General features: G+C 43.0%; 15 protein-coding genes. 5 read left to right on the forward strand and 10 right to left on the reverse strand.

Translation table 11 applies throughout. The features are described from left to right. Window positions 1-17: 17 nt before the first annotated feature. From DYE26_RS11715 to DYE26_RS34540, 5 genes are all read left to right on the forward strand, one after another. A complete protein-coding gene (locus DYE26_RS11715; protein WP_036624182.1) occupies window positions 18-1,832 on the forward strand; it encodes a VirB4 family type IV secretion system protein in 1,815 nt (604 codons plus the stop codon). Between the two features lie 95 nt (window positions 1,833-1,927). Continuing rightward, entirely contained in the window at window positions 1,928-2,941 is a 1,014-nt protein-coding gene (locus DYE26_RS11720) for a hypothetical protein (RefSeq protein ID WP_240534158.1), read from the forward strand. Window positions 2,942-3,695: 754 nt separating this feature from the next. Then, entirely contained in the window at window positions 3,696-4,490 is a 795-nt protein-coding gene (locus DYE26_RS11730) for a hypothetical protein (protein ID WP_036624184.1), read from the forward strand. 545 nt (window positions 4,491-5,035) lie between these two features. Then, a complete protein-coding gene (locus DYE26_RS11735) occupies window positions 5,036-5,200 on the forward strand; it encodes a transposase (RefSeq protein ID WP_082207860.1) in 165 nt (54 codons plus the stop codon). An 808-nt stretch (window positions 5,201-6,008) separates the two neighbouring features. Beyond that, window positions 6,009-6,227, forward strand: coding sequence for an RHS repeat domain-containing protein (locus DYE26_RS34540; RefSeq protein ID WP_172531697.1), 219 nt, complete (start codon window positions 6,009-6,011; stop codon window positions 6,225-6,227). Window positions 6,228-6,430: 203 nt separating this feature from the next. Here DYE26_RS34540 and DYE26_RS33400 read toward each other — a convergent pair whose 3' ends face one another. The 10 genes from DYE26_RS33400 to DYE26_RS11785 form a co-directional block, all read right to left on the reverse strand. Beyond that, the gene (locus DYE26_RS33400; RefSeq protein ID WP_164815214.1) at window positions 6,431-6,595 is read right to left on the reverse strand and encodes a hypothetical protein; all 165 of its coding nucleotides are present in this window, start codon (window positions 6,593-6,595) and stop codon (window positions 6,431-6,433) included. A 64-nt stretch (window positions 6,596-6,659) separates the two neighbouring features. Continuing rightward, window positions 6,660-6,851, reverse strand: a complete 192-nt coding sequence (locus tag DYE26_RS11745; RefSeq protein ID WP_036624185.1) for a hypothetical protein — start codon at window positions 6,849-6,851, stop codon at window positions 6,660-6,662. 240 nt (window positions 6,852-7,091) lie between these two features. Then, a complete protein-coding gene (locus DYE26_RS11750; RefSeq protein WP_127463415.1) occupies window positions 7,092-7,652 on the reverse strand; it encodes a helix-turn-helix domain-containing protein in 561 nt (186 codons plus the stop codon). 77 nt (window positions 7,653-7,729) lie between these two features. Continuing rightward, window positions 7,730-8,590, reverse strand: coding sequence for an ATP-binding protein (locus tag DYE26_RS11755; RefSeq protein WP_036624187.1), 861 nt, complete (start codon window positions 8,588-8,590; stop codon window positions 7,730-7,732). Window positions 8,591-9,333: 743 nt separating this feature from the next. Continuing rightward, a complete protein-coding gene (locus tag DYE26_RS11760; RefSeq protein ID WP_051985571.1) occupies window positions 9,334-11,088 on the reverse strand; it encodes a UvrD-helicase domain-containing protein in 1,755 nt (584 codons plus the stop codon). Window position 11,089: 1 nt separating this feature from the next. After that, on the reverse strand, window positions 11,090-13,192 hold the full coding sequence (locus tag DYE26_RS11765; RefSeq protein ID WP_036624188.1) for an ATP-dependent nuclease: 2,103 nt from the start codon (window positions 13,190-13,192) through the stop codon (window positions 11,090-11,092). Between the two features lie 313 nt (window positions 13,193-13,505). Further along, window positions 13,506-14,039, reverse strand: coding sequence for a hypothetical protein (locus tag DYE26_RS11770; RefSeq protein ID WP_051985572.1), 534 nt, complete (start codon window positions 14,037-14,039; stop codon window positions 13,506-13,508). A gap of 4 nt (window positions 14,040-14,043) precedes the next feature. Then, complete coding sequence (locus DYE26_RS11775) at window positions 14,044-19,833, reverse strand: DUF6531 domain-containing protein (protein ID WP_051985573.1); 5,790 nt, start codon at window positions 19,831-19,833, stop codon at window positions 14,044-14,046. A 17-nt stretch (window positions 19,834-19,850) separates the two neighbouring features. Further along, window positions 19,851-20,231 (reverse strand): DUF4280 domain-containing protein, encoded by a 381-nt coding sequence (locus tag DYE26_RS11780; RefSeq protein WP_051985574.1) that lies wholly within the window; start codon window positions 20,229-20,231, stop codon window positions 19,851-19,853. Continuing rightward, window positions 20,231-20,761 carry a hypothetical protein gene (locus DYE26_RS11785; RefSeq protein WP_051985575.1) on the reverse strand — a complete coding sequence of 177 codons (531 nt, stop codon included), beginning with the start codon at window positions 20,759-20,761 and terminating at the stop codon, window positions 20,231-20,233. Before DYE26_RS11785 ends, DYE26_RS11780 begins: the two co-directional genes overlap by 1 nt. Window positions 20,762-20,776: the final 15 nt, after the last annotated feature.

The raw sequence follows: 20,776 nt of genomic DNA on the forward strand, positions 1-20,776 counted from the left end.
GGAGAGTAATATGTCCAATGAGTACAAAAATACCTGAGCAAAGCGTCAATGCCTCTCTTTTAAATGCGATCACCCCCATGGGCCTTTCCTTTGCCCGGAACGGTCTGACCGTCGGAGAAGAATCAGCCAAAGTTTACGGTGTGATCCAATATCCGCAAAAAGTTGAGATTGGCTGGCTGTCCACGCTGACCAACCTTCCCGCGACAATGGTGGCTATTGGTTTCCACCCTATCGATAACAGCACCTTGATAAATGCCATCTCTAAATCAATCACGCAAAACCGCAGTCTCGCCGATACCGCCAAAGACCCGCTCACAAGGCAACGGGCCGAAAAGGCGGCGGTTGACGGCGAGAATATTATGCTGCAAATCGACCAAAACGGCGAGACGGTAGGACTCATGAATTTAGTCGTCATGCCGTTTGCCCATGAAGAAAGATTGTTCACGCGCGCCTTTCGGCGTGTGGAAAACACATTCAGCATGATGCGCTGCAAAATCCGCACGCTGGCTCATCTGCAAAAAGAAAGTTTCCAACACCTCTCCCCGTTGTACCCCGCACAGGAACAGATTCAGCAGGTGCTGGACAAAATCATGCCGATGAGTTCCTTTGTCGGCGGTTTTCCTTTTGCCAGCTCCGGTTTTAATGACGGAACCGGATATTATTTGGCTAGAGATACGAACGGCGGATTGGTGATCGTCGATCTCTGGAGACGGGGAGGTGATCGGACTAACTCCAATATCGTCGTCATGGGTGTGGCCGGCGTCGGCAAATCAACGGCTGTTAAACATATCGCGCTTAGTGAATACATGAAGGGAACCAAAATTATTTTTATCGACCCGGAGTCCGAGTACAAGGAGTTATGCCAGCGGCTGAACGGCGACTGGATTAATGCGGGCGGCGGAGCAGGCGGAAAAATCAATCCGTTGCAAATCCGCCCCGCTCCCCGCGACGATGAAGACGAACCGCACCCGCTCTACAAGGACGAAGGCAACGGAATGTCTGATTTGGCGCTGCATTTGAAAAACTTGGAGATCTTTTTTAACCTTTACGTCCCCGATTTGACGATGATGCAGAAAGCCGTTCTCAAACAATGCCTGATTGAACTATATAATCAGTTCCAAATCACTTGGAATACCGACATTAGCCAGTTACGCAACACCGACTTTCCTACATTCTCCGATCTGTACGAACTCCTGCAAGCCAAAGAAGAAAAGCACGGCGATGAAATCTATAAAGAGTTGTCACTGCTGCTGCATGATATTGCCCGCGGCGGAGACGCTTTTCTGTGGAACGGCCATAGTACCATTCAAACCCGCAGCCGCTGCATTTGTTTGGATACCCACACATTACAAAATACCTCCGACAACATTAAACGAACGCAGTATTTTAACCTATTGTCCTGGTGCTGGGAACAGATGTCACGGGATCGGAATGAGCGGGTACTGCTCATCTGCGATGAATCTTACCTCATGATCGACCCGAACGTACCGCAAAGCCTCGTCTTCCTCCGAAATGTTGAAAAGCGCGCCCGGAAATACGAGGCGGGCCTTGCGATCATCTCCCACAGTGTCGTTGACTTTCTTGCCCCCGAGGTCAAAATGTACGGACAAGCCTTGCTTGACATCCCTTGCATCAAAATACTGATGGGAACCGATGGGAAAAACCTGCAAGAAACACGGGAGCTATACAACCTGACTGAAGCGGAAGAGGAACTATTGGCAAGTAAAAAACGCGAACACGCTTTGCTCATGATCGGCTCCAAACGAATGCATGTTCATTTTGAAATTCCCGAGTATAAGTTTGCTTATATGGGAACAGCGGGAGGGCGATAAAAGTTGGATAAAAAGAAACAGCTTCTTGAGCTTTTCCTCTACGTCGCCCTTGTGGTTGTCGGGACGATTTTATTGTTTATGAAGGAAGGCTGACCATGATTTTGTATCTGACCAGTAACGATCACGTCAATTTATTGGATATGATAGAGCAGGAGCAAAATCTACCGGTAAAGAAACTGATTGGACAGTTTTCGCTCCTTTCTTTTGTGGTCAAAGACATGCGGCATTTCATCCATGTACGATTTGTAGCTATTGATCGAAAAGCGATCCTGGAATCCGATGAGGAAATGGTACAGGCGCTATTATCATTTCAAACGATGTACGAAATTCGTGTTATTGTTATTGCGATCGGGCTTTCAGAAAACACTTCTTTCCTGCAGCAGTTGATACAAGCTGGCATTACGAATATCGCTTCGGCCGCAGAAATTGATCCATTGCGGGAAGAAATCCGAGAGTGCTTTTCTGAACAGGGGATGCAGCGGTTTATCTCCCCTGCTCCATCTATCTTGGAAGTCAATGAACCGAACCTTTTCACTTTTGAAGAACGACAATACCGCTTTGAATGTACCAATATTAGGATCGCCATTGCCGGAAGCGACAGGCGCGTAGGGGTAACAACGACCGCAATGAATTTGATGTGTTGGATCAACCATCATGGAGGCTCTGCTTGTTATGTGGAAGCAAATGTGAGCAAGCATCTGGCGCATATTGTGCAACTCTTTCAACCTGAACAAGAAGGGAACGCTTACGTCATTGAAGGCAACCATCTCTATTTTACTAATGAGCTGACTCGGGAATACAATTTTATTGTGATCGATTGTGGTGTTCTTAGCGAAAAGATGTTACCCGAAACGTTTGTAAATTCAGATATACGTATCCTCTGCGGCTCGGCAATGCCGTATGAATTGCCGGTATTTTATCGGGCAATGCAGCGGTGCAAAGAAATTGAGGTCTATTCTTTGGCGCTGTGCGTCCCAAAAAACATTCGTCCCTATGTGGAGAGCATGAATAATAACTTGATGTTTGGCGAGAATTCGCACGATTTATTTGATGACAAAATCAACGCATCCGTTTATCAGAAATTGCTAAGTAAATATACCTCTAATTAAATGAATAGCAATTCCTAACGGAATGAATTAGGACCCCCATAGCATTAAATATTCCGCATACTCCTCGATCTATTTTCTATAAAATACAAAAAAGCCTGCAATGCTCTATTAACGAGCAACGCAAGGCGTATAAGGGCTTCACACATCTTCCGGAAGGGGGGGAGCCAAGGGGAAGTGTATCAAATCTTGAAGCTAACGGTCTCATTCTGTAAGCTCTTAGTCGATTATTGTATAAAGGAGTCTCTTCTAATCACTGCTCCTTATCTCTATACTTTATCATATGCGGATGACATTATGCTGCAACTCCGATAATAACCCATTTTAGTACAATTTTATGTATCTCGTTTCGTTTGCCAATCATGACAAATGCTCCCCCGGCTGGGGATGTGCCGTGCCCAGCCGGCTCTTGCTCCTGCACTTTTGCTCCGCCTGCAACTGGCTAATCTGACCCAACATATCCCAGGTGATCTCCGTTATCCATTTCTCCCCTGGCTCTGTCGTTTGAATTTTGCCATTAACCACATTTTCCTGAACCTTCAGCTCAAGGTCGTTCCCCCTTCTGGTCATGCTGGCTTTGTTTTCAAATTAATTATGTATCTATTTCAAGACCATTCGCAATCTTTTGCGTCATAGGAATTTACGTCCAGAATTCACACGACGCTTATGCCTGCTGCCTTAATACATTCCTTGGTCATTATTTCCTGAATTACATAAATTTGATTTTGAGTCGATAAATAATATAGGAGGGATGCCAATGAGTAAAAACTCAAGAACTTTTAGAAATAGAAGTAGATCCAGGAACAGAATCTCTGTATCTGATGGGACAAAACATTCGGTTAAAGACCAAAAGTTGAAGCAGAAATTATATAAAATCTGCTTTAAGGAAAATTCTAGATGGTCAATCATAATGGATAAGCGGGCCATTGTCTTTGAAGTTATTGGAATTATCACATTGTGTATTCTTATTATTCTTGTTACGCTAAGTACCATCAACATAGCTGTTAAGGATGTTGATCCGCCTACTTATTATGGCCCAGCTTTCGCAGGACTTCTGTTGATCGGAATCTTTTGTTTGATTGCTACAGGAGTATCATCAAACTTGCATGTAAAAAGAAAGTATAGTGACCTCTCATTTCTAGTCAGTAGACTCTCCATCAAATTCAATACAGATATTCTCTTTTCTGTCCGTTGTGACGCTGTGTATGAGTTTTTAAAGAATGAAAGAAAATTAGATTGTGATTACATTGATTATTTGATTGGACATTACACTGAAAAGAGCGAAACCATCCGGAAACAAAAATGGTTGCCTTTCGCGATTTTCTCTGCGTTCTTATTCCCATTTTGGAATGCAACAGTAAGCAAAACCTTGAACTGGTCTGATATCGATAAAAATATCCTGTTATTTATTTTTGCTATTCTCTTGTCATCTTATATATGGATTTGGAGAAGAAATATTGAAGCTATTCTTTTCTCAAAATCAAACAATTACCTGTATATAGCTAGTATTTTGCGTACAATCAAGTCTTATCCGAAGAGAAAATATGAATAATTACTTAAATAAAAAGAAATCTATGCTTTTATAAAAGAGCATAGATACTTCCTGCTGCGGATCCGCCCAGCCGGTTAATTGGAAAGAAAATAATGGCGTGAGCAGTGTCCGCCATCTTGGCGCGTTTGAGAAGATCGACTATTTCACGTGCTGAAACATTGGTTCGCTTTCGTCGGCCCCAAGCAGCGTTACAGCAGGCCCTCCGGCCCCCAGGCTTTCGAACAAGCCCTAGGTTCATCTCTGCGCATAGTGCCCGGATGCAATAAGCACCAGCGAGCACAGTACAACGCATCGATAATGAGGCAGTCCCCGTAGAATACGAGCAGATCTATAAGCAAGTTTGGAAAGACACAGAAAACTAAGGACCTGGTTTTAGGTGTCAGTGACTTTGCCATTAAGAAAGGGCACACCTGTAACACAGGCATCCACAACCAGAGAGTAGAAGCTATGCTGGTTCTGCTTCCCAACTGCAAGTTGGAGGGTCCCCTTGCCTCTATGCCAATCAATATCCCGGCTTCCTTTTGCTGGATACCGAGGCCGTGGTGATGGATTTAGCTCAGGTATACCACACCTGGATTCGCAAATTTTTTCCGAATGCGGTTCGCATCGCCGATCGCTTCCACGTCCATGGCTATGTGATTGAAAGTGTGCAGGAGATTCGGAAAACCGTCCAGAACTCCCTGTCACCTCGGACGAAAGCCGATCTATAATCCAACCATCGTCTGCTCAATCTGCCCGCAGAATCCCTTGGTAAAGAAAGCGATTGGAAACGTTGCTCAGTTACCATCCGCTTCTGCGCAGTGTATAGGAATGGAAAGAAGCCTTCACGGAGTGTATGACTGCTCTCCTGGCCATGGTGTTGCTAGGCAAGGATTTAAGCGTTGGTGTGAAAAAGGGGGCGAATCAACTATGCCGCCGTTCGTATCCCACCAACTTCTAAATAAACAGAGGGAGAAACGAGTAGACCGGGATGCTGATCTGAAAGCACACATTCTGGGCATTCACCGACTTCGACCCTATTTCGGTTAACTATCCATTCTCTTTTGGAGTATTGTATGTATTTGCCCAGGTGATAGGTACTAGTGATATAAGCAATCCGATCGCTGGGCTGAAATATAATGCAACCGGCAGTTTGATCCAGGAATGGTGGGATAAATATCGGATCACCAGAAGGTATGACTTGGCAACCTGACGGAAGTAAGCAGCAGCTTGGGCGAATACATAAAGATAGACTATGCGCGGACCCGGGCTGGTTGGATACTTCTCAACTTAGATATGAATAAAGCTTTAGTACGAGTAGTTCGTAAAGGTGACAAGAACGTTTACTTTAGCAAACAGGCTCTATTGGGATTTAGAAAGGTATATCTGCAGATCAGGGAAGCAACATGGATCTTACGATCACCAGTCAGATTCTCACCTATATTCTTTTCCTAATAATTCAATATTAGCCATTTTCATATCAAATGGATATAATATTTCAATAGGAAAACCTCCGACGACCTGGGCACCCCGGTAGAAATGTATAATGAACATGGGGAACGCGTATGGTCTTGCGAACTGGACATTTGCGGTAACGTCCAAAATATTTATCTCCAGGGCAAAAGTACCGATTGCCCGTTCCGTTACCCGGGTCAATATAAGCACGAGGAAACAGGTCTATACTACAACCGTTTCCGCTACTATTCGCCTAATGAGGGCATATATACGCAGCAGGACCCGATAGGCTGCGGGGAATAACCCGACGTTGTATGGGTATGTGTATGATCCGAATACGGAAGTGGACGTGTTTGGGTTTAGTAGTAATGGATAGTAGTAATGGATGTGTCCCTAAGGGGAAGGGGGCAGTAGATTATCAAGAATATGATATTTTTTTACATCTTAAAAGTAGCGCGTGATTCCTAAAAAAATAACCCGGTCGATGTTCGGCCGGGCCCTAAAATTCATTTCTCTTTTCTCACTCCCTTAAATTTTCCACCAGATGTTTTTTGGTCTAAAAATCGTCCTGTCTCAACATCTCTCTTTATATAGTTACCATTAGGTCCTTGAAACTGCGAACGTTTATCTACAGCGCCACGACGGAAGCCCTCTCCAGTATTTTTTGCCATTTATTAGTTGCCTTCTTTCAAACAAAATAGGTTTTGGCCGCACAAAACCTTTAAACTAAATGCCTTACTCAGTATCTTTATCTTTAACTTTATCTTTAGTTATATTTGATGATTTGCTATTTCTTTTATCTTTTTTCTCCAAGTATTTTTTATGCTGCTCTTCAGAAACCTCAAAGCAAAAAACCTCGAGACCTTTTTCATGAGCATAAAGTTTTTGCCCATTCTTAAGAGTAATATATGGAGTACAAACTAACATTACACAACACCTCTGATATTTTTCTTGTCAGAGGCCAACGACAATGATAAAATTAAAACCAATCATTTCTCAGGTGAAGGTCTTAATTTGCGGCTATCACTGCTGCAAAACTATTTGACCGTTGGTCCTCTAACAGGCTGACGGTTTTTTTCTTCCCGCATATTTCTACTCCTTCTCATAATGGTTTAAACAGATTTTATTTAAACCATTATGTAATTTTTGATCCCACTTTTAGTAGGATCAAACTAATGATTTATAAATATATTGTGCTCCTTCAGAAGATTTCTCTTCGATGCGTCGCACTAAACCATGATCATACAACTTTTTTAATTTTGTACTTTGACTGTTTATATCCTCATTTAATTCATCGGCGAGTTGCCTAGCAGTTATTGTTTTCTTTTCTCTAATTACTTGAGCTAATTCAGTCAGATGTTTAGGCAATTTTTCTCCTAATAATGTCCAATATGATCCGTTGTAATACCATATTGCTTGTTTTTTTCGATCAAGAGCAATTAATATGTTTTCAATGTGATTCTTAGATAAATTTTGAAGAACAAGCCCCTTACCCTTCAAATTGTTTACATGTTCTTGAAAAAAGACAACAACTTCATCAGAACATGAAAAATCCAAGGCTTTTACATTTGAAAAATCAAGTGCAACAACATCATGTTCAGCATTATGTATCAATGGTTCTATAGCAGCACGAATCTTTGCGCCTTGTTCACGGAGAAACATAAGATCGGAACCAATGATATTTCGACTTATTACTCCAACATCGATGATAGTCATATTTGTATTCATTTCGGCGCACCCTTTAAACATATTTTATTTAACACCTTATGTACAAGCTTACGTTATTTTTATCTATATGTCAATAACTACCTCTGTGGAAGTATAAGCTCAATTTGAGTCCCATAAAATGAAGAACGCCTGTCGGTGATTTTAGGCTTACTTTTTCCACTAATAAGGATCTCGGCTGAACCAGATCTAACATAAAGTGAACCGCCGAATTTTTTTAGTTTTTCTTTAATACCTTTATATCCACATCCCCCATTTTTTTTACTTGTTACTTCATCAATAATTGCAATTCTTAATGCTGATCTATCTGAACAATTGGTAGCCCCAATATATTTACTTTCATTTATTGATTGTTTTATTCCTATTCCATTATCTGAAATACAGACTGACGCAAATTTTCTATTGGAATTTGGGTATTTATAAACTTGAGCACAAACATAACCGTAAGATTTGCTATGTCGTGTTATATTATTAAGAAGCTCTGACAAAATAGTCAGGAAATCAATTGTATCATCGAAATTGTAATACAATTCTTTTTCCAAAATTATTCCTGTTTGATTGTTTACTTTGTTTAGTACCTGAACTATATCATTCATATTTGAAATTTTAGTTATTTCCAGCATTGAAGTATTGTTATTATTTCTAACCACTTTCTCATTAAGATCTAAAATTTCTTGATTTAATCGAATATATGAGGTCACGTTCGAGAAGAATCCCACACGTTCTAAATAAGTTAATGCAACATTATCTGGAAAAATAATTTCATCGATACCTTTTAAATAATCAAAAAGATGTAACAGCAATATCATTCCATACGGATCCGCAAAGGATACTGTTGAAAGATCAAGTTTTTTCAATCTTGTTATTTTCTTTAAGGTTACGTCATCAATTGTGTTGTTAATTGTAAATCGAGTTAACTTATTACGAATTTTTAATTCCACTTACTGACCCCTTCCCTTAAAGTCAAATCGCCTAAATAACTGGCAATAATTACTGAAATAGGTATATATAATTATATATTTAGTTCTTGTTTACTGCAAAAGAAAAATATCCACCGGAAACCGATGGACTATTTCAAAACAACCTTTGATAATAATGATCTACATATCTCTGAAGGAATTATATATAATCCTGAAATTCTAAACCAACAACATAACGCTACTCATAAATATGGTACAATTACCCGAGTTCGCCTGGCATTAGCGGCAACTAGTGCCTTATGTTATTACACTAAACAAACGTTCTTTTAGTTATTTATACGACTCAAACTGAGATCTTATCCAAATCCGATACTGCTCTAGCATGTACTGTTCTGCATTTACGAATAATTTAACAAGTTCTTTCTTTGAAAGTTACATATATCTTCCTTTAACCCTTTCGATATCCCGACCTAACTTAATATTTTAAAATCAAGTTCACCTACTTTTATTTCTGTAGTTTTGAATTTTTCAGATTTTTCGAGTGTTTCAGGTAGTATATTCATATAATTTTTTTATTGTTTTTAACACTATTTGTATCAGATAATCATCCGAAAAAAAGCTGATTTAGATATTCACTGATAAATGAAAGTGATATTTCAGAATTAAGAACATTTTCGAAATATACAATATTTTAAAAAGAGGCAAGTAATCATTATTTTTCATGATTTACTTGCCTCTTTTAATGTGAAAACCTTTTGTTTCTACTAACGAAAGACCTCAATTAAATGACGATTTGCGTTGTAAGGTGTGCCTCGAGTTGTTCTTCTACCTGACTCTGCAATCAAAAACAGATTATTCTTTGCTCTTGATGAGAGGACGTAAAGTAACTTTCTTGATATTTCATTTTCATCTGTTTCATGTGAGAATATGTTGGTCCAATGAGGAAGGTATCCCCATAATAAACAAAATCCAATTACCGTATCGAATTCAAGTCCTTTACATTTATGAGTGGTGATAAATGTTATTCCTCCCGATTTTGCAAATCCATTCTTATATATAGCAATCGAATCCCCTATACCATTTCTTGTCTGCCTTTTGATGCACTTTTTCTCAAATTCATTCAGTTCCAACACCAAATTTGAAAACAAATTAATGTCGATATTTATCCTGTTAAAGAAATACGAAAAACCTTCTTTTAAGTACTCTATCCCCAATACACTGGAAGAAGAAAATGAGTTGATTACTTTTAAAATTTTTTGCGGACTGAGATTTGAGTCAGATATTTGCGGTAATTTTTCTTCCAAAGACTCGAGTAGAACATTTGCCCATCTCATGCGCAATATTACCTTATCTGGTGCTGGAGTGGATAAGAGTAGTTTTGCAAGATGATAAAATAAATTATTATCATCTCTGTAAAGTGGAGATAGTCCAGCAGCATCTAAAGGTAAATTTGGATCTAATTGTTTTATTGATCTTGCCATATTTATTAATTCTTGCCATCGTGGAGCTATCACAGCTATTTCATTATACGGTATACCTTTACTATTATGTAATTCATAAATTAGGTTTCTGATATACTGGGCTAAACTCTCTACTTTTACATCTCTATTAAAAGAAATAAGTGAAGTATTATCTTTATTCTTGCCCTTTGCTTCTATTGAATCTCCATAAATTTGAAAATTTTTATAGATATTAATAATTTGTTGAGTAGACCTATAATTACCATTTAAACTTTTCTCATTAATTTGATAGCCACCTATACATTCAACAATTTCTTGTTTTGTTTTTGAAACCCCACCTAATGTCTGATAAATTCCTTGGTTCGGGTCTCCTACAATTAACAGTTTCGTTTCATTATAACCAGCTTTTATTATTTCACCAATTATTAAGTACTGCAATTCTTGAGTATCTTGATACTCATCAATAAGAATCCATTTAAATATAGTCGATAAGTTCTTCGCTATCGAGGTGTTTTTCTTTAATATCTTATAGGAATAAAATAATATTAAGTCAAAATCAACAAGTCTTTCTTTCTTTAGCTTGCGGTCGTATTCTTTAAGTATTAAATCGTTTTCATCATTAATGCTTATAAAATCTCCATTTTGATTACGTCGAGTATTAAAATCTATATTTCTTAAATTTAGGGTATCCATAATATTATCAGTAATTTCTTGAACATCGTCTTCGTCCAAAAAGGAGTATCCATATTTTAATTCATCGAGAACATGAGAAAAGGGCTTAATTATCCAATTTGTACAAAAAGAATGTATCGTTCCACCCCAATAAAATTGATTATCGACAAAGTTAGCCTCAAGCCTAAGCTCTATTTCTTCAGCAGCTAAATTTGTATACGTTATTGCAGCGACTTTCTCATTTTTCTTTAGTTTCATCCCCTCATAGATTAATTTGGCTACAAGCGTTCTTGTTTTCCCACTACCGGGACAAGCAATAACTAGCAAGTTATCATTAAATTCGACGATTTCCCTTTGTTCAGTGCTTAATGTATTAAGGAGAATCAAACTATCCCCTCCCCATCAAAGTGATAAACTTAGTTACCATACTATCTTTATGAAGTGAACAAAATGATTCAATAATCTCCGTCTCAGTTGGTTTCTCTCCGTAAAGCATCTTAACTGTGCTAATAAAGCTTTTATACCCATTCCCCAAATGATGTTTAATAACCGATGTAATTTGATCTTTTTGTAAAGTGGCAACGAATGCTAACGCTTCTAGTAAATACTCAGGAAATACAACATTCTTATCTGACCTAGCTGCAATAGCTAATGCTAACCATCCTTTACCTTCTTTATTTGCTAAACGCAGAATTTCTTTCCCGTAAACACTCAGATCCGGGCTATTTATTTTTTCAACAGAACTATCTTGATCCGTTTTTCGTTTGTAAATATCTTTTCTTATAACATTTTCTATAACGTTTCTATTTCCTTCCTTAAGTAATTCCACTTCAAATGTATTAGTTGCATAAAATACCGAAATAAAACTATTGTCCTGGCAAAACTCATCAAGTTTTTTTCTTCGTTCTTCTCCAGACTCTTGCGATTGTTTGCATTTTTTTTGAAATTCTTTATCCGCATACGTTTCGTCATTTAATGGTACGATTGAAATATCATTGTCCGTGACTATAGCACATCTTCTTCTAATTCGTTCTTTAGAGAACAGGATTGCTAAATTTGTAAATTGTGTACTCCCAACATTAATTAGACTAACTCCTATTTCATCCAACGTAATTCCAAATGCCTTCTTTACCATTTCAGGAATGAGTATTAATTCAGCATCGCCCTCAACCAAAATCGCAGACTTTGCAAATAGCAATGTCGATCTTGTGGCATCTAAAAAACGTTCAATTCTTTTTACATCGTCGACATCCAATCCACTACTAGGTTGTGAAACTTCACAGCAATTGTCCTCAACATATAGAATATTTACGGAATCGAGTGAACACGATGAAGAAATATGACTTGAATGAGTCGTTAATATAATTTGGGTGTTTTCATGGTCATGATATTTTTGAAATAAGGTTTTTTGGATATGGTTGTGTAAGTGAGCTTCGGGTTCTTCTATTAGCAAGAAATGAGCTGCTTTATTTTGTTCATGGTCAAGTCGATTATACTCCTCGAGTTTCAGAGCTAAGTAAAGCAAGTTAGCCCCACCCAGGCTCATTTCATATAAATCACCAATATAGTCTTCACCTGCAAATTCACCAGCTTTTATATTTAATGCTCTTAAAGTATTTTTGAAATCATCAGATAAGTTTGAGTTGATTTCGATTCTAGGCGCATAAGTGTAACCAACTGTTTTATGTAATGACTGAGAAACTCCATCTGCCAATTCTCTAATTTCTGGTAAGTTAGTTATATGCCAATTTAAATCTTTTATCGTTCTACTGACAGTTTCAGTGCTTGTTTCATTAATGTTTAAGTTACTTAGCATTCTAAGCAACGGTGATGTTCGTGGGTTTTTCAAATCCCCTATTACGTCTCTTAGGGCTTTAGCATATGTACAAGCAAAATCATTTTTAAATACATATTGGTTAGCAGGTGTGCCAAGGAGACTATTATCTTCTTCATCTGGATTAGGAAAATTGTAACTAGAGAAGTCACCAACTAACGTTGTATATACATCATCCTGACTAAAGTCAGCTAATCCTCTCCCATATAAAACTGATTCGTACTGATTAATTTTTATAGATGAGAGGTACTCTAAAAACTGTTCATCTTCCACAAATTCCTGACTCATTTCAAATAATCTTTTACGAACTTCGTACTTTGGCCTAAAGTAAAGATTTAATGAACCGCTATTTTCAGTTGTATGCGTACCCTGAAAAACGAGGGCTTGAGACGAATCATCATTAGAGAGGTTATCGAAATGCAGACTAATGACAATCCAATGCCCACGCCAATTCAAAAGAGAACGGTTAAAATCCGTATCGAGCAGGTTTGTAGACGATCTTGGTAAACTATCGTCTATTATGAGTCTAAGTGCAAACAAGGCATTTGTTTTTCCCGATCCATTGGCACCTATTATTGTATTAACGCCTTCCTTAAAAATAAAGTTAGCTCTCTTGAAGTTTCTAAAGTTCCTGATTTTCAGACTGGATATATGCATAAAAAATCCTCCATTCGTAGTATTATCCTGTTTCTTCTAATAGGAAATTCTACCATAATACTCGTTTTCTATATAGGTCTATTACACTATAAAATGCAACATAAGGCAGTCCTATTATTCATCTGTGTATTGTGTCACAACCCATAAATCATCACAGTATAATGTCATTATTTATCGAAAGTGTATATGTAGATTACATAAAAAAAGCACGAGATAGACCTCCGACTCCGTGCTGGAATAATCAACCACCCCACGTAAGTCAAACTCAGTATACCCCGCGCTCATTTGAATTATTTTTGTGACTTTAAAAGGTTTATAGTTCAAATGGATAAATACTCGATAACCCTTTTTTTATTTCTTCAATTTCAGTAAGCAGCTCTTGTCTATACTCGGCCTTAAGGTTCAAATATTCATCAAAATAAATGTCGGCTTGTGTATCTATAAGTCCTTCCATTTGTGATATTAGATCAGCCAATATAAACCATTCTTCTAAATTTATATTTAAATTCAATGCATGTTCAGAAAGAAAATCTCCAATGTCATGATCATAGAAATAAATCAAACTATTAAAATTATTGTTTAAATTAATTAACCATAGATCCCCTTGTCCGCTTTCCCCAAATATCCAAAAATTTTCGTCAAATTCAGTAAAATCTTTACGATAATCTTTGTTATACTGTTTTGCTTTTTCATACGAAAGGAGAATGCAGTCTTCGGATATTTTATTATCAGCTAAATTTTCACAAACCCATAAGTACTCCTTCGGAAATAATTCGCTAACAGCAATTGAGTTTTTTCTTCTTTGCAATCCGTTTACTATTTCCTCAAAGCTTCTCTTTTTAAACACAGTCTCACCTCTTATACGAATAATTTTTAATTGACGTGGAACTTCTGGAGTTTATTTTACTTTTCTTTGCCATACTGTCTAAAACCATCTCAAAATAAGTTTTCATTTCTTGTTTTGAAGCATTTGAAAATTTAATTTTAGATTCATTCAAAATATTCTTCCAAACAATATTCCAGTTTTTACCCAACTTACTACTATTAGTATGAATTCCAGGCTTTTTAGTATGTTGTTTCTTGCTTAAATCGTAAAAATATTTAGGATCATTAACATCAATGTCTGCCATTTGTTTAAAAATATCTTTATATTGTTCCGGAAAACCATGATGTATATCTCCAGATGCATTCTCTCCGGTAAACATTTTCCATAATTTTTGAAGTTTATACGTTGGGGTTTTGGCTAACCCAAACTCATCAACCCAGACATTCGGATCATCCACATACCCATACAACGTCGGGTTATTCCCTGCCAGCCCTATCGGGTCCTGCTGCGTATACATCCCCTCATGCGGCGAGTAGTAGCGGAAGCGGTTGTAGTACAGGCCTGTTTCCTCGTCCTCATATTGACCTGGGTAACGGAACGGACAATCGGATCTTTTGCCCTGGAGATAAATATTTTGGACGTTGCCGTAAATGTCCAGTTGACAAGACCATACTCGTTCCCCATGTTCATTATACATTTCTACCGGGGTGCCCAGGTGGTCAGTGATGATGCTGTACGTACCGTTAGCCGTGATTTTGGCGGCCGGGCGGAAGGTTCCGTCTTCAAACACCCAGGTCGTCATTGTGGTAGGGTCGGGCTCTTGTGGAGAAGGTTGAGATAATAGGGACCTAAATTTTTCTGCCGCTCCTTGAGGTGCAGCTAAGTCAAACTCCAGTTTTCCCTCATGCTTGTCCTGCTTACTCACCGCTGTCCATTCATGCAAAATTTGGTTCCCATCCCACATATAACAGTATACTACGCCGTTGAAGTGCTTCTCAATCCGGCGTCCTAGGCTATCATAGGTGAACACCACTTCCTTGCCGTCTGGACGAACGACCCTGCTCATCATGCCGTTGCCGTAATACTCATAGCACCAGCGACTGCCGTCCTGCTCCAGTTTTTCGATCAGTTGGCCTTCTTCATCATAGTTGTATTTCGTTCCTTGGAATTCGAGCAATCGCCCGTCTGCGCCGTATTTCCGGTCCGTGCGATGGCCGCTGCTGTACAAGTTCCCTACATCGTCCGCCATGCGGAAGATTTTATCGAACTCGTCGCTAGCCCCGATCAAGGTGCCGAAATCGTCATAGTTATAGCGGATCGCCTTACCTGTCAGTTCGTTCGTCAGCGATTTCAGGCGGTAATTGATATCCCAGGCATACCTTCTTTTTCGGCTTTCGCGGCCACCGCTACTAACACTGTGCCGTTCCGGTCTTCCGATAATATCGTATTGCCATTTACTCACTACTCCGCCGGGAAGCAGCCTTTCGATCTCTTGACCCAGCTTGTTATAGATCATTTCCGCAGTCCAAGGTATGCCCGTTCCGGCTGGGCCGTGACCAGCCTGCTCTTGCTCCTGCACTTTTTGCTCTGCCTGCAACTGGCTAATCTGACCCAGCATATCCCGGTCTATCTTGATGCGAGCACCCAGGCTGCTGATTACTTCCGTCCGGTTGCCGAGTTCATCATACTTGCTGGCGATCCAATATTTGTCGCGCCATTCCTGGATCAGATGGCCGGTTGCATCATACTCCAGCTTGACCGTGGCAAACGGATTGGTGGTCTCCAGCAAAGCCCCGATCCGGTTGTACTTGAACGTTTCGGTCATATCGTCACTGTAGGCTGTTTGCGTTATGCGGCCCATGTCATCATAGCTGAATGCCGTCCACCGGCCGCCGGGACGCTCTACCCTTTCCAGCACACCGCCAGGACTACGCACATATTGTCTGACGATGCCGTCGAACCCGGTTTCTCGAACGATTTCACCGTTGGCATCACGTTCCAACTCATACCGCTCCCCATGCTCATTAACGACTGCCGTCAACTCTTCCTCGTTGTTATATACCAGCTCAACCCGCTTGCCTTTTGCTTCGCGCCAGGTCATTTGTCCGAGCGGTGTATACCCGAACGTAACGCGCTGCTTGGAATCCTCCGCGACGATGACATCTTCGTACGCATTATACTGCAGCTTGACCACGTTGCCATCCGGCAGTTCGGCCCGGACTACCCGTCCCAAAGCATCGTAGGTAAAATACTGATTTGCGCCCAGCGGACTCGTTGTTTGCAAACATTCTCCTCGGTGATTGTAGCTCCACTCGGCACTCGTTCCATCCGGCAGCGTCATTCGGGTTAGATTATGGTGATCGTCGTACGTCAGCAACGTCGCCGCGTCCTGCGGGTTCCGCACCTCGCAAATCCGATGACGTTCATCGTACATGAACGTTGCCACGGTCCCATCCGCGCTAGCGACCCTGTTTAATCTCCCCTGTTCATCATAATCCCACGATTGGCTCCCGCCTTCCGGGTCGGTCACTTGCAGCAGTTGCCCCTGCTCGCTGTACATATACTGCCAACTGCCGCCGTCCGGCTGGATCGTCTGAACCAATTGTCCAAGCTCGTCATACACATACTGCGTCAATCGGCCATTCTCATCTGTTTCGCTCAGCAGGTCGGCCGTATCACTATAGGTATATTCGTATCTGCCGCCTAGCGGGTTGGTGATCGCTGTACAGTAATACTCCGGCGTATATTCATACTTTGTCGTATGCCCCTGACTGTTCGTCACCTCGTTGTATCCGTCAAAATAAGCGATGCGCCCTTCAAGCAGCCCGTCTTCGCCCCACGTATGCACGCAGCGCGCTCCCGTGGTTGGGCCGTCATAGCGCCAGTAGAAGCTATACCCGTTGCGATCCTTTTTCTCGGTCATCAGATGCTGGTCATAGGTTTGATACGTCGTCTGGCCCAGCGCGTCCGTAATGGCGATCAGATCACCCGCTTCGTTGTACCGGTATTGCACCAACACTTCGCGCCGTTCGCTCAGCGGGCTGTCCGGATTCGTGCGGTACAAATGGGTGACCTTCGTAATTCGTCCCGCCGTATCCGTAGTGATATCCAGCACCCGTCCCACACTGTCGATGACCTGCTGCAAAAAGCCCCGCTCGTCATAATGCAGCTCAATGCGCTGTCCGAGCTCATTTTCTACCCGCACCAACTGGTACGGAACGGAAACTTCATTTTCCATTTCAGTGTCTACATCCGCTTCAACTTCCGCCTTGGCTCCCGCTCCGACCTTTACTTTCGCTCCTGCTGTTATAGCCCACACCTTCGATTCAGCTTGTTCCTTCGCTTCTGCTTGCAGCATCCCCTGCGCCTTCGAACCCGTTTCCATACCCCGAGGCGAACCGTCGGCTAACGCGGCAGGTGCCCGCCAACCCCCGTTCCCGGTCACAGGTGCAAAATAATACGTCAACCGCCGCTCATGCTCAAACATCGCATAGTTGTGTCCCATACGGCGCAGCGTCAACCGCTCGGAGCGGTTAAACGTCTCCACGCGGCCACGATGCAGAAGTTCAAACGCCGCCGCCCGGCCATCGCCGAGCAGTACCCCGATGCCCTCCTTCAACACGGCTAAACGCATATCCAGCGCATGATGCACGCCATGGCCCAGCCATCCGCTGAACCGGCTGTCGCTGATCCATCGGCGTTCCCAGACCAAGGGCAGCGGGCCAGGGAATTCAAAGTCGGTCGCTTGGCTCATCATCGCCCCGGTGATCAAGTCCACCGGTTCAAAGCCCCAGTGACAAAACTTATCCTTAAGCTTTTTCGTGCAATTGAAATTAGCCAGTACCTTGTGATTTAGAGCGGTCAACGCCTTATCCAAACCGGATTTCTCCAAGGCCGCTTGCACCAGCTTGCCCGTTCTCTCCGCCAGCTCGTCCTGCATTTTCGCCAGCTTTTCCGCGACCTGCTTCTGAATGACATCGGTCTGACCCATGACCTTTTTCGCGGCCGTGAGCACCTTGTCCATCTGGCTTTTGCCTAACTTCAATACTTTCTCGCCGCCAACCTTCATCACCGCTTTGCCGATCTTGCTGGCGGCTTTCCCCGCCAGGCGGGCGGCCCCAAAGGCGTCTCCGACCCCGGGAATCATACAGACGAGCGATAACCCCGCGCCGACAAAATCGCCGCGCGCCAGACTAACCCCCGCATTAATCACATCAAATACGGCGCCGACGCCCGGCAACATGCCAAGCACGTCCAGCCCCATTTGAACCTTATCCCAAAACCCTTCCTTCTCCTTATCGATCTTCGCCTGCTCGGCTTCCGGATTGGTCAGCTTCGCAAACGACTGCCGATCCCGGCCCTCGGCCACAATGACCTCGCCGGATGTTTCCACATTGTCGTTAATGATCACGCTGCCGCCCTTGCCGACGACGATGATCTCCTCCTCCGCGACGGCCTGAAACTGCTTAAATCCGCTAAAGTCGATCTCCTCCGGCGCCATCCAGATGATATCCTGTTCACTATGCAGCTCTATCCCCGTATCTTCATGAATCGACAGGAACAGCGAGCCCTCCTTGGCCGTAAAAGAAATGTCCTGCTGCCCCAGCATAAAATCCTTACCATAGCTGGTCGTAAACGACTTTACCGTGGAATCGGCCATTTTCTGATTGGCTTTGGCGGCCGCTTCCCCGCCGGCGGACAGAGGCGTGCGCACCGAATTGATCAGCATCGCGTCGTCTTCGTCTTTTCCCGGAAAATACAGCTTAACCCGCGCCCCGACCTGCGGCATCGTATGCAGCAAGTGGCTGAACGGCGAAGAATAAGGGAACCAGACAGCTTCCGCTTCATCCTGCTCCTGATCTATATCCAGATGCACTTTGGCCCTGTTCGGTGCGACCCCGATGACCTTGCCTTCAACCGCAAGCCCGACCAGATACGGATTATACCGCTGATTTTGCCGGATCCCTTCCGGAAGAGCGCACAAATAATCAAACTCCAGAATTCCCTTGTGTAGTTCCGCTTCCAGGCCCATCACCGTAAACCATATTCCGTTCAGTTCCACCTGATCGCCTAACTGCAGCAGTTGCTCCAGTCTGACCACACAACGGGTAAAAGATCTCTCCTGCAGCCTTTCGTTCGGCGCCGCAATCGCAGTCAAGAAAGCGTCAACCTTGCGTCCGATCCGGTAAGCCGTCCCTTCCGGCAGTTTCAGCCGCCCCGATCCGGCCGGGGCTCCGATCCAGATCCGCGCCTCATGGCCGGCCACATCCGGGGTTAACACCGCCCCCGCTTGAGAAGCGACTCGCTGCAGAAACTCCCAATCCGTTTCCTCGTACTGCAGCAGCAGCTTGCCGATGGACCGCGACGTATCGAACGTATTTTCCTGAAGCTGGTGCCGATAAGGCGATAACACCTCATCGACGACTTCGCGGTAGCGCATATTCATCTGCTGGAACGAGCGGCTTTTGCGCTCAACATCCAGTTGATATGTAGGCGAGATCACGACCAGCTCCACGTATTGATTATTCTGCACCTCATGCAGGTCAAGCTGATGAAGCTGCCCGAGGAACAGCGGATAGTCCTGCCGGCCGTCTCGGCCATGCCCCCATAACCCGATAGGATCGTCACTGCTTGCCCGCTCGACAATTTGCTCGCCGTTATGCTCCGGCAAGAGGCCCCGCAGCAGCATTCGCGCGTGATCCCCTGGATGGCGGATAATCTTGATCCGTTCCAGGCGAAGCTGGCCGTAAGGCCACTTTAGATAAAGATCCCGGAGCGTCAGACTCTCGTACTTTCGTTCTTTTTGATCCAGCATCCCGCTCCTCCTTCCTTTTATTTCTGACCGTCGTCTTCCACATAAATAATGCCATTCTCATGATGCACACAATTGACGTAAGAGCAGCTCAGCAGCGCGGGTTTGCCCTCGACCAAGAGGTCCGGCTTGCCGTTTACCCACTCCATATGCACCTCCGGCTCACACGGCTTGTCTCTCGCATCGCAGACCCCGAAGGTGGAAATATTATCGTCGACCTTGCTGTCGGCCACATTCATCAGCGGCTGGCCTTTGATATACATGCCGTGGCATGTAGGTAAATTCAGCATGTTCGGATGACTGCCGCACGCGCAACGCAGCATCGCTCCACGCACCACGTAGCTGAACTCCTCGCTGGCCCCTTCCTGCACGACGGTGCGTGCCATTTTTGCAGATACCATCATTTAGCCCCCTTCTGGTTCCTTAAGATGTCCAATCCACCGTCCACTTCCACCGGAATCAAACGCAGCCCCGTATAAGCCCGGCGCAGCAGGCTTTCGGCTACGTCCAGATGGACAACCACATGCCCTTCCGCGCAAAACAACCGCTCCCGCCGCAGCCGATTTCCGTCCAGGACCAACGCGGTCACCCTGCCGAACTGATCGCGCTTGCTTTTTTTCGATAACACATCCCGTTCTTTCGGTTCCAAAAACCAGTACAGCTCTTGCCGCTTTGCTTCTTTTGCCGTTAGAATAACGGAAGTCCAGCCCAAGCCGAATTCATATAATTCCAGCAGTTGCTTCATCCGGTTGGACACCAGACGCCGTGGCCCCTCCACGTAATCGATAAACTCGACTTCCGCTTCCTCCCGGACATACAAACTGTTGTATTCCTGCCCACCGTTACCGCTGCCGCTATCGCTATCCCGCTGGCCGCCGATCACCAGCAGCGGCTTGCTCCGTTCATCCTGCTCCAGTAAAAAATAATGCATAGCCACCTTCCCTTC

Origin of the sequence: Paenibacillus macerans (assembly GCF_900454495.1) — a bacterium.
Taxonomy (GTDB): domain Bacteria; phylum Bacillota; class Bacilli; order Paenibacillales; family Paenibacillaceae; genus Fontibacillus; species Fontibacillus macerans.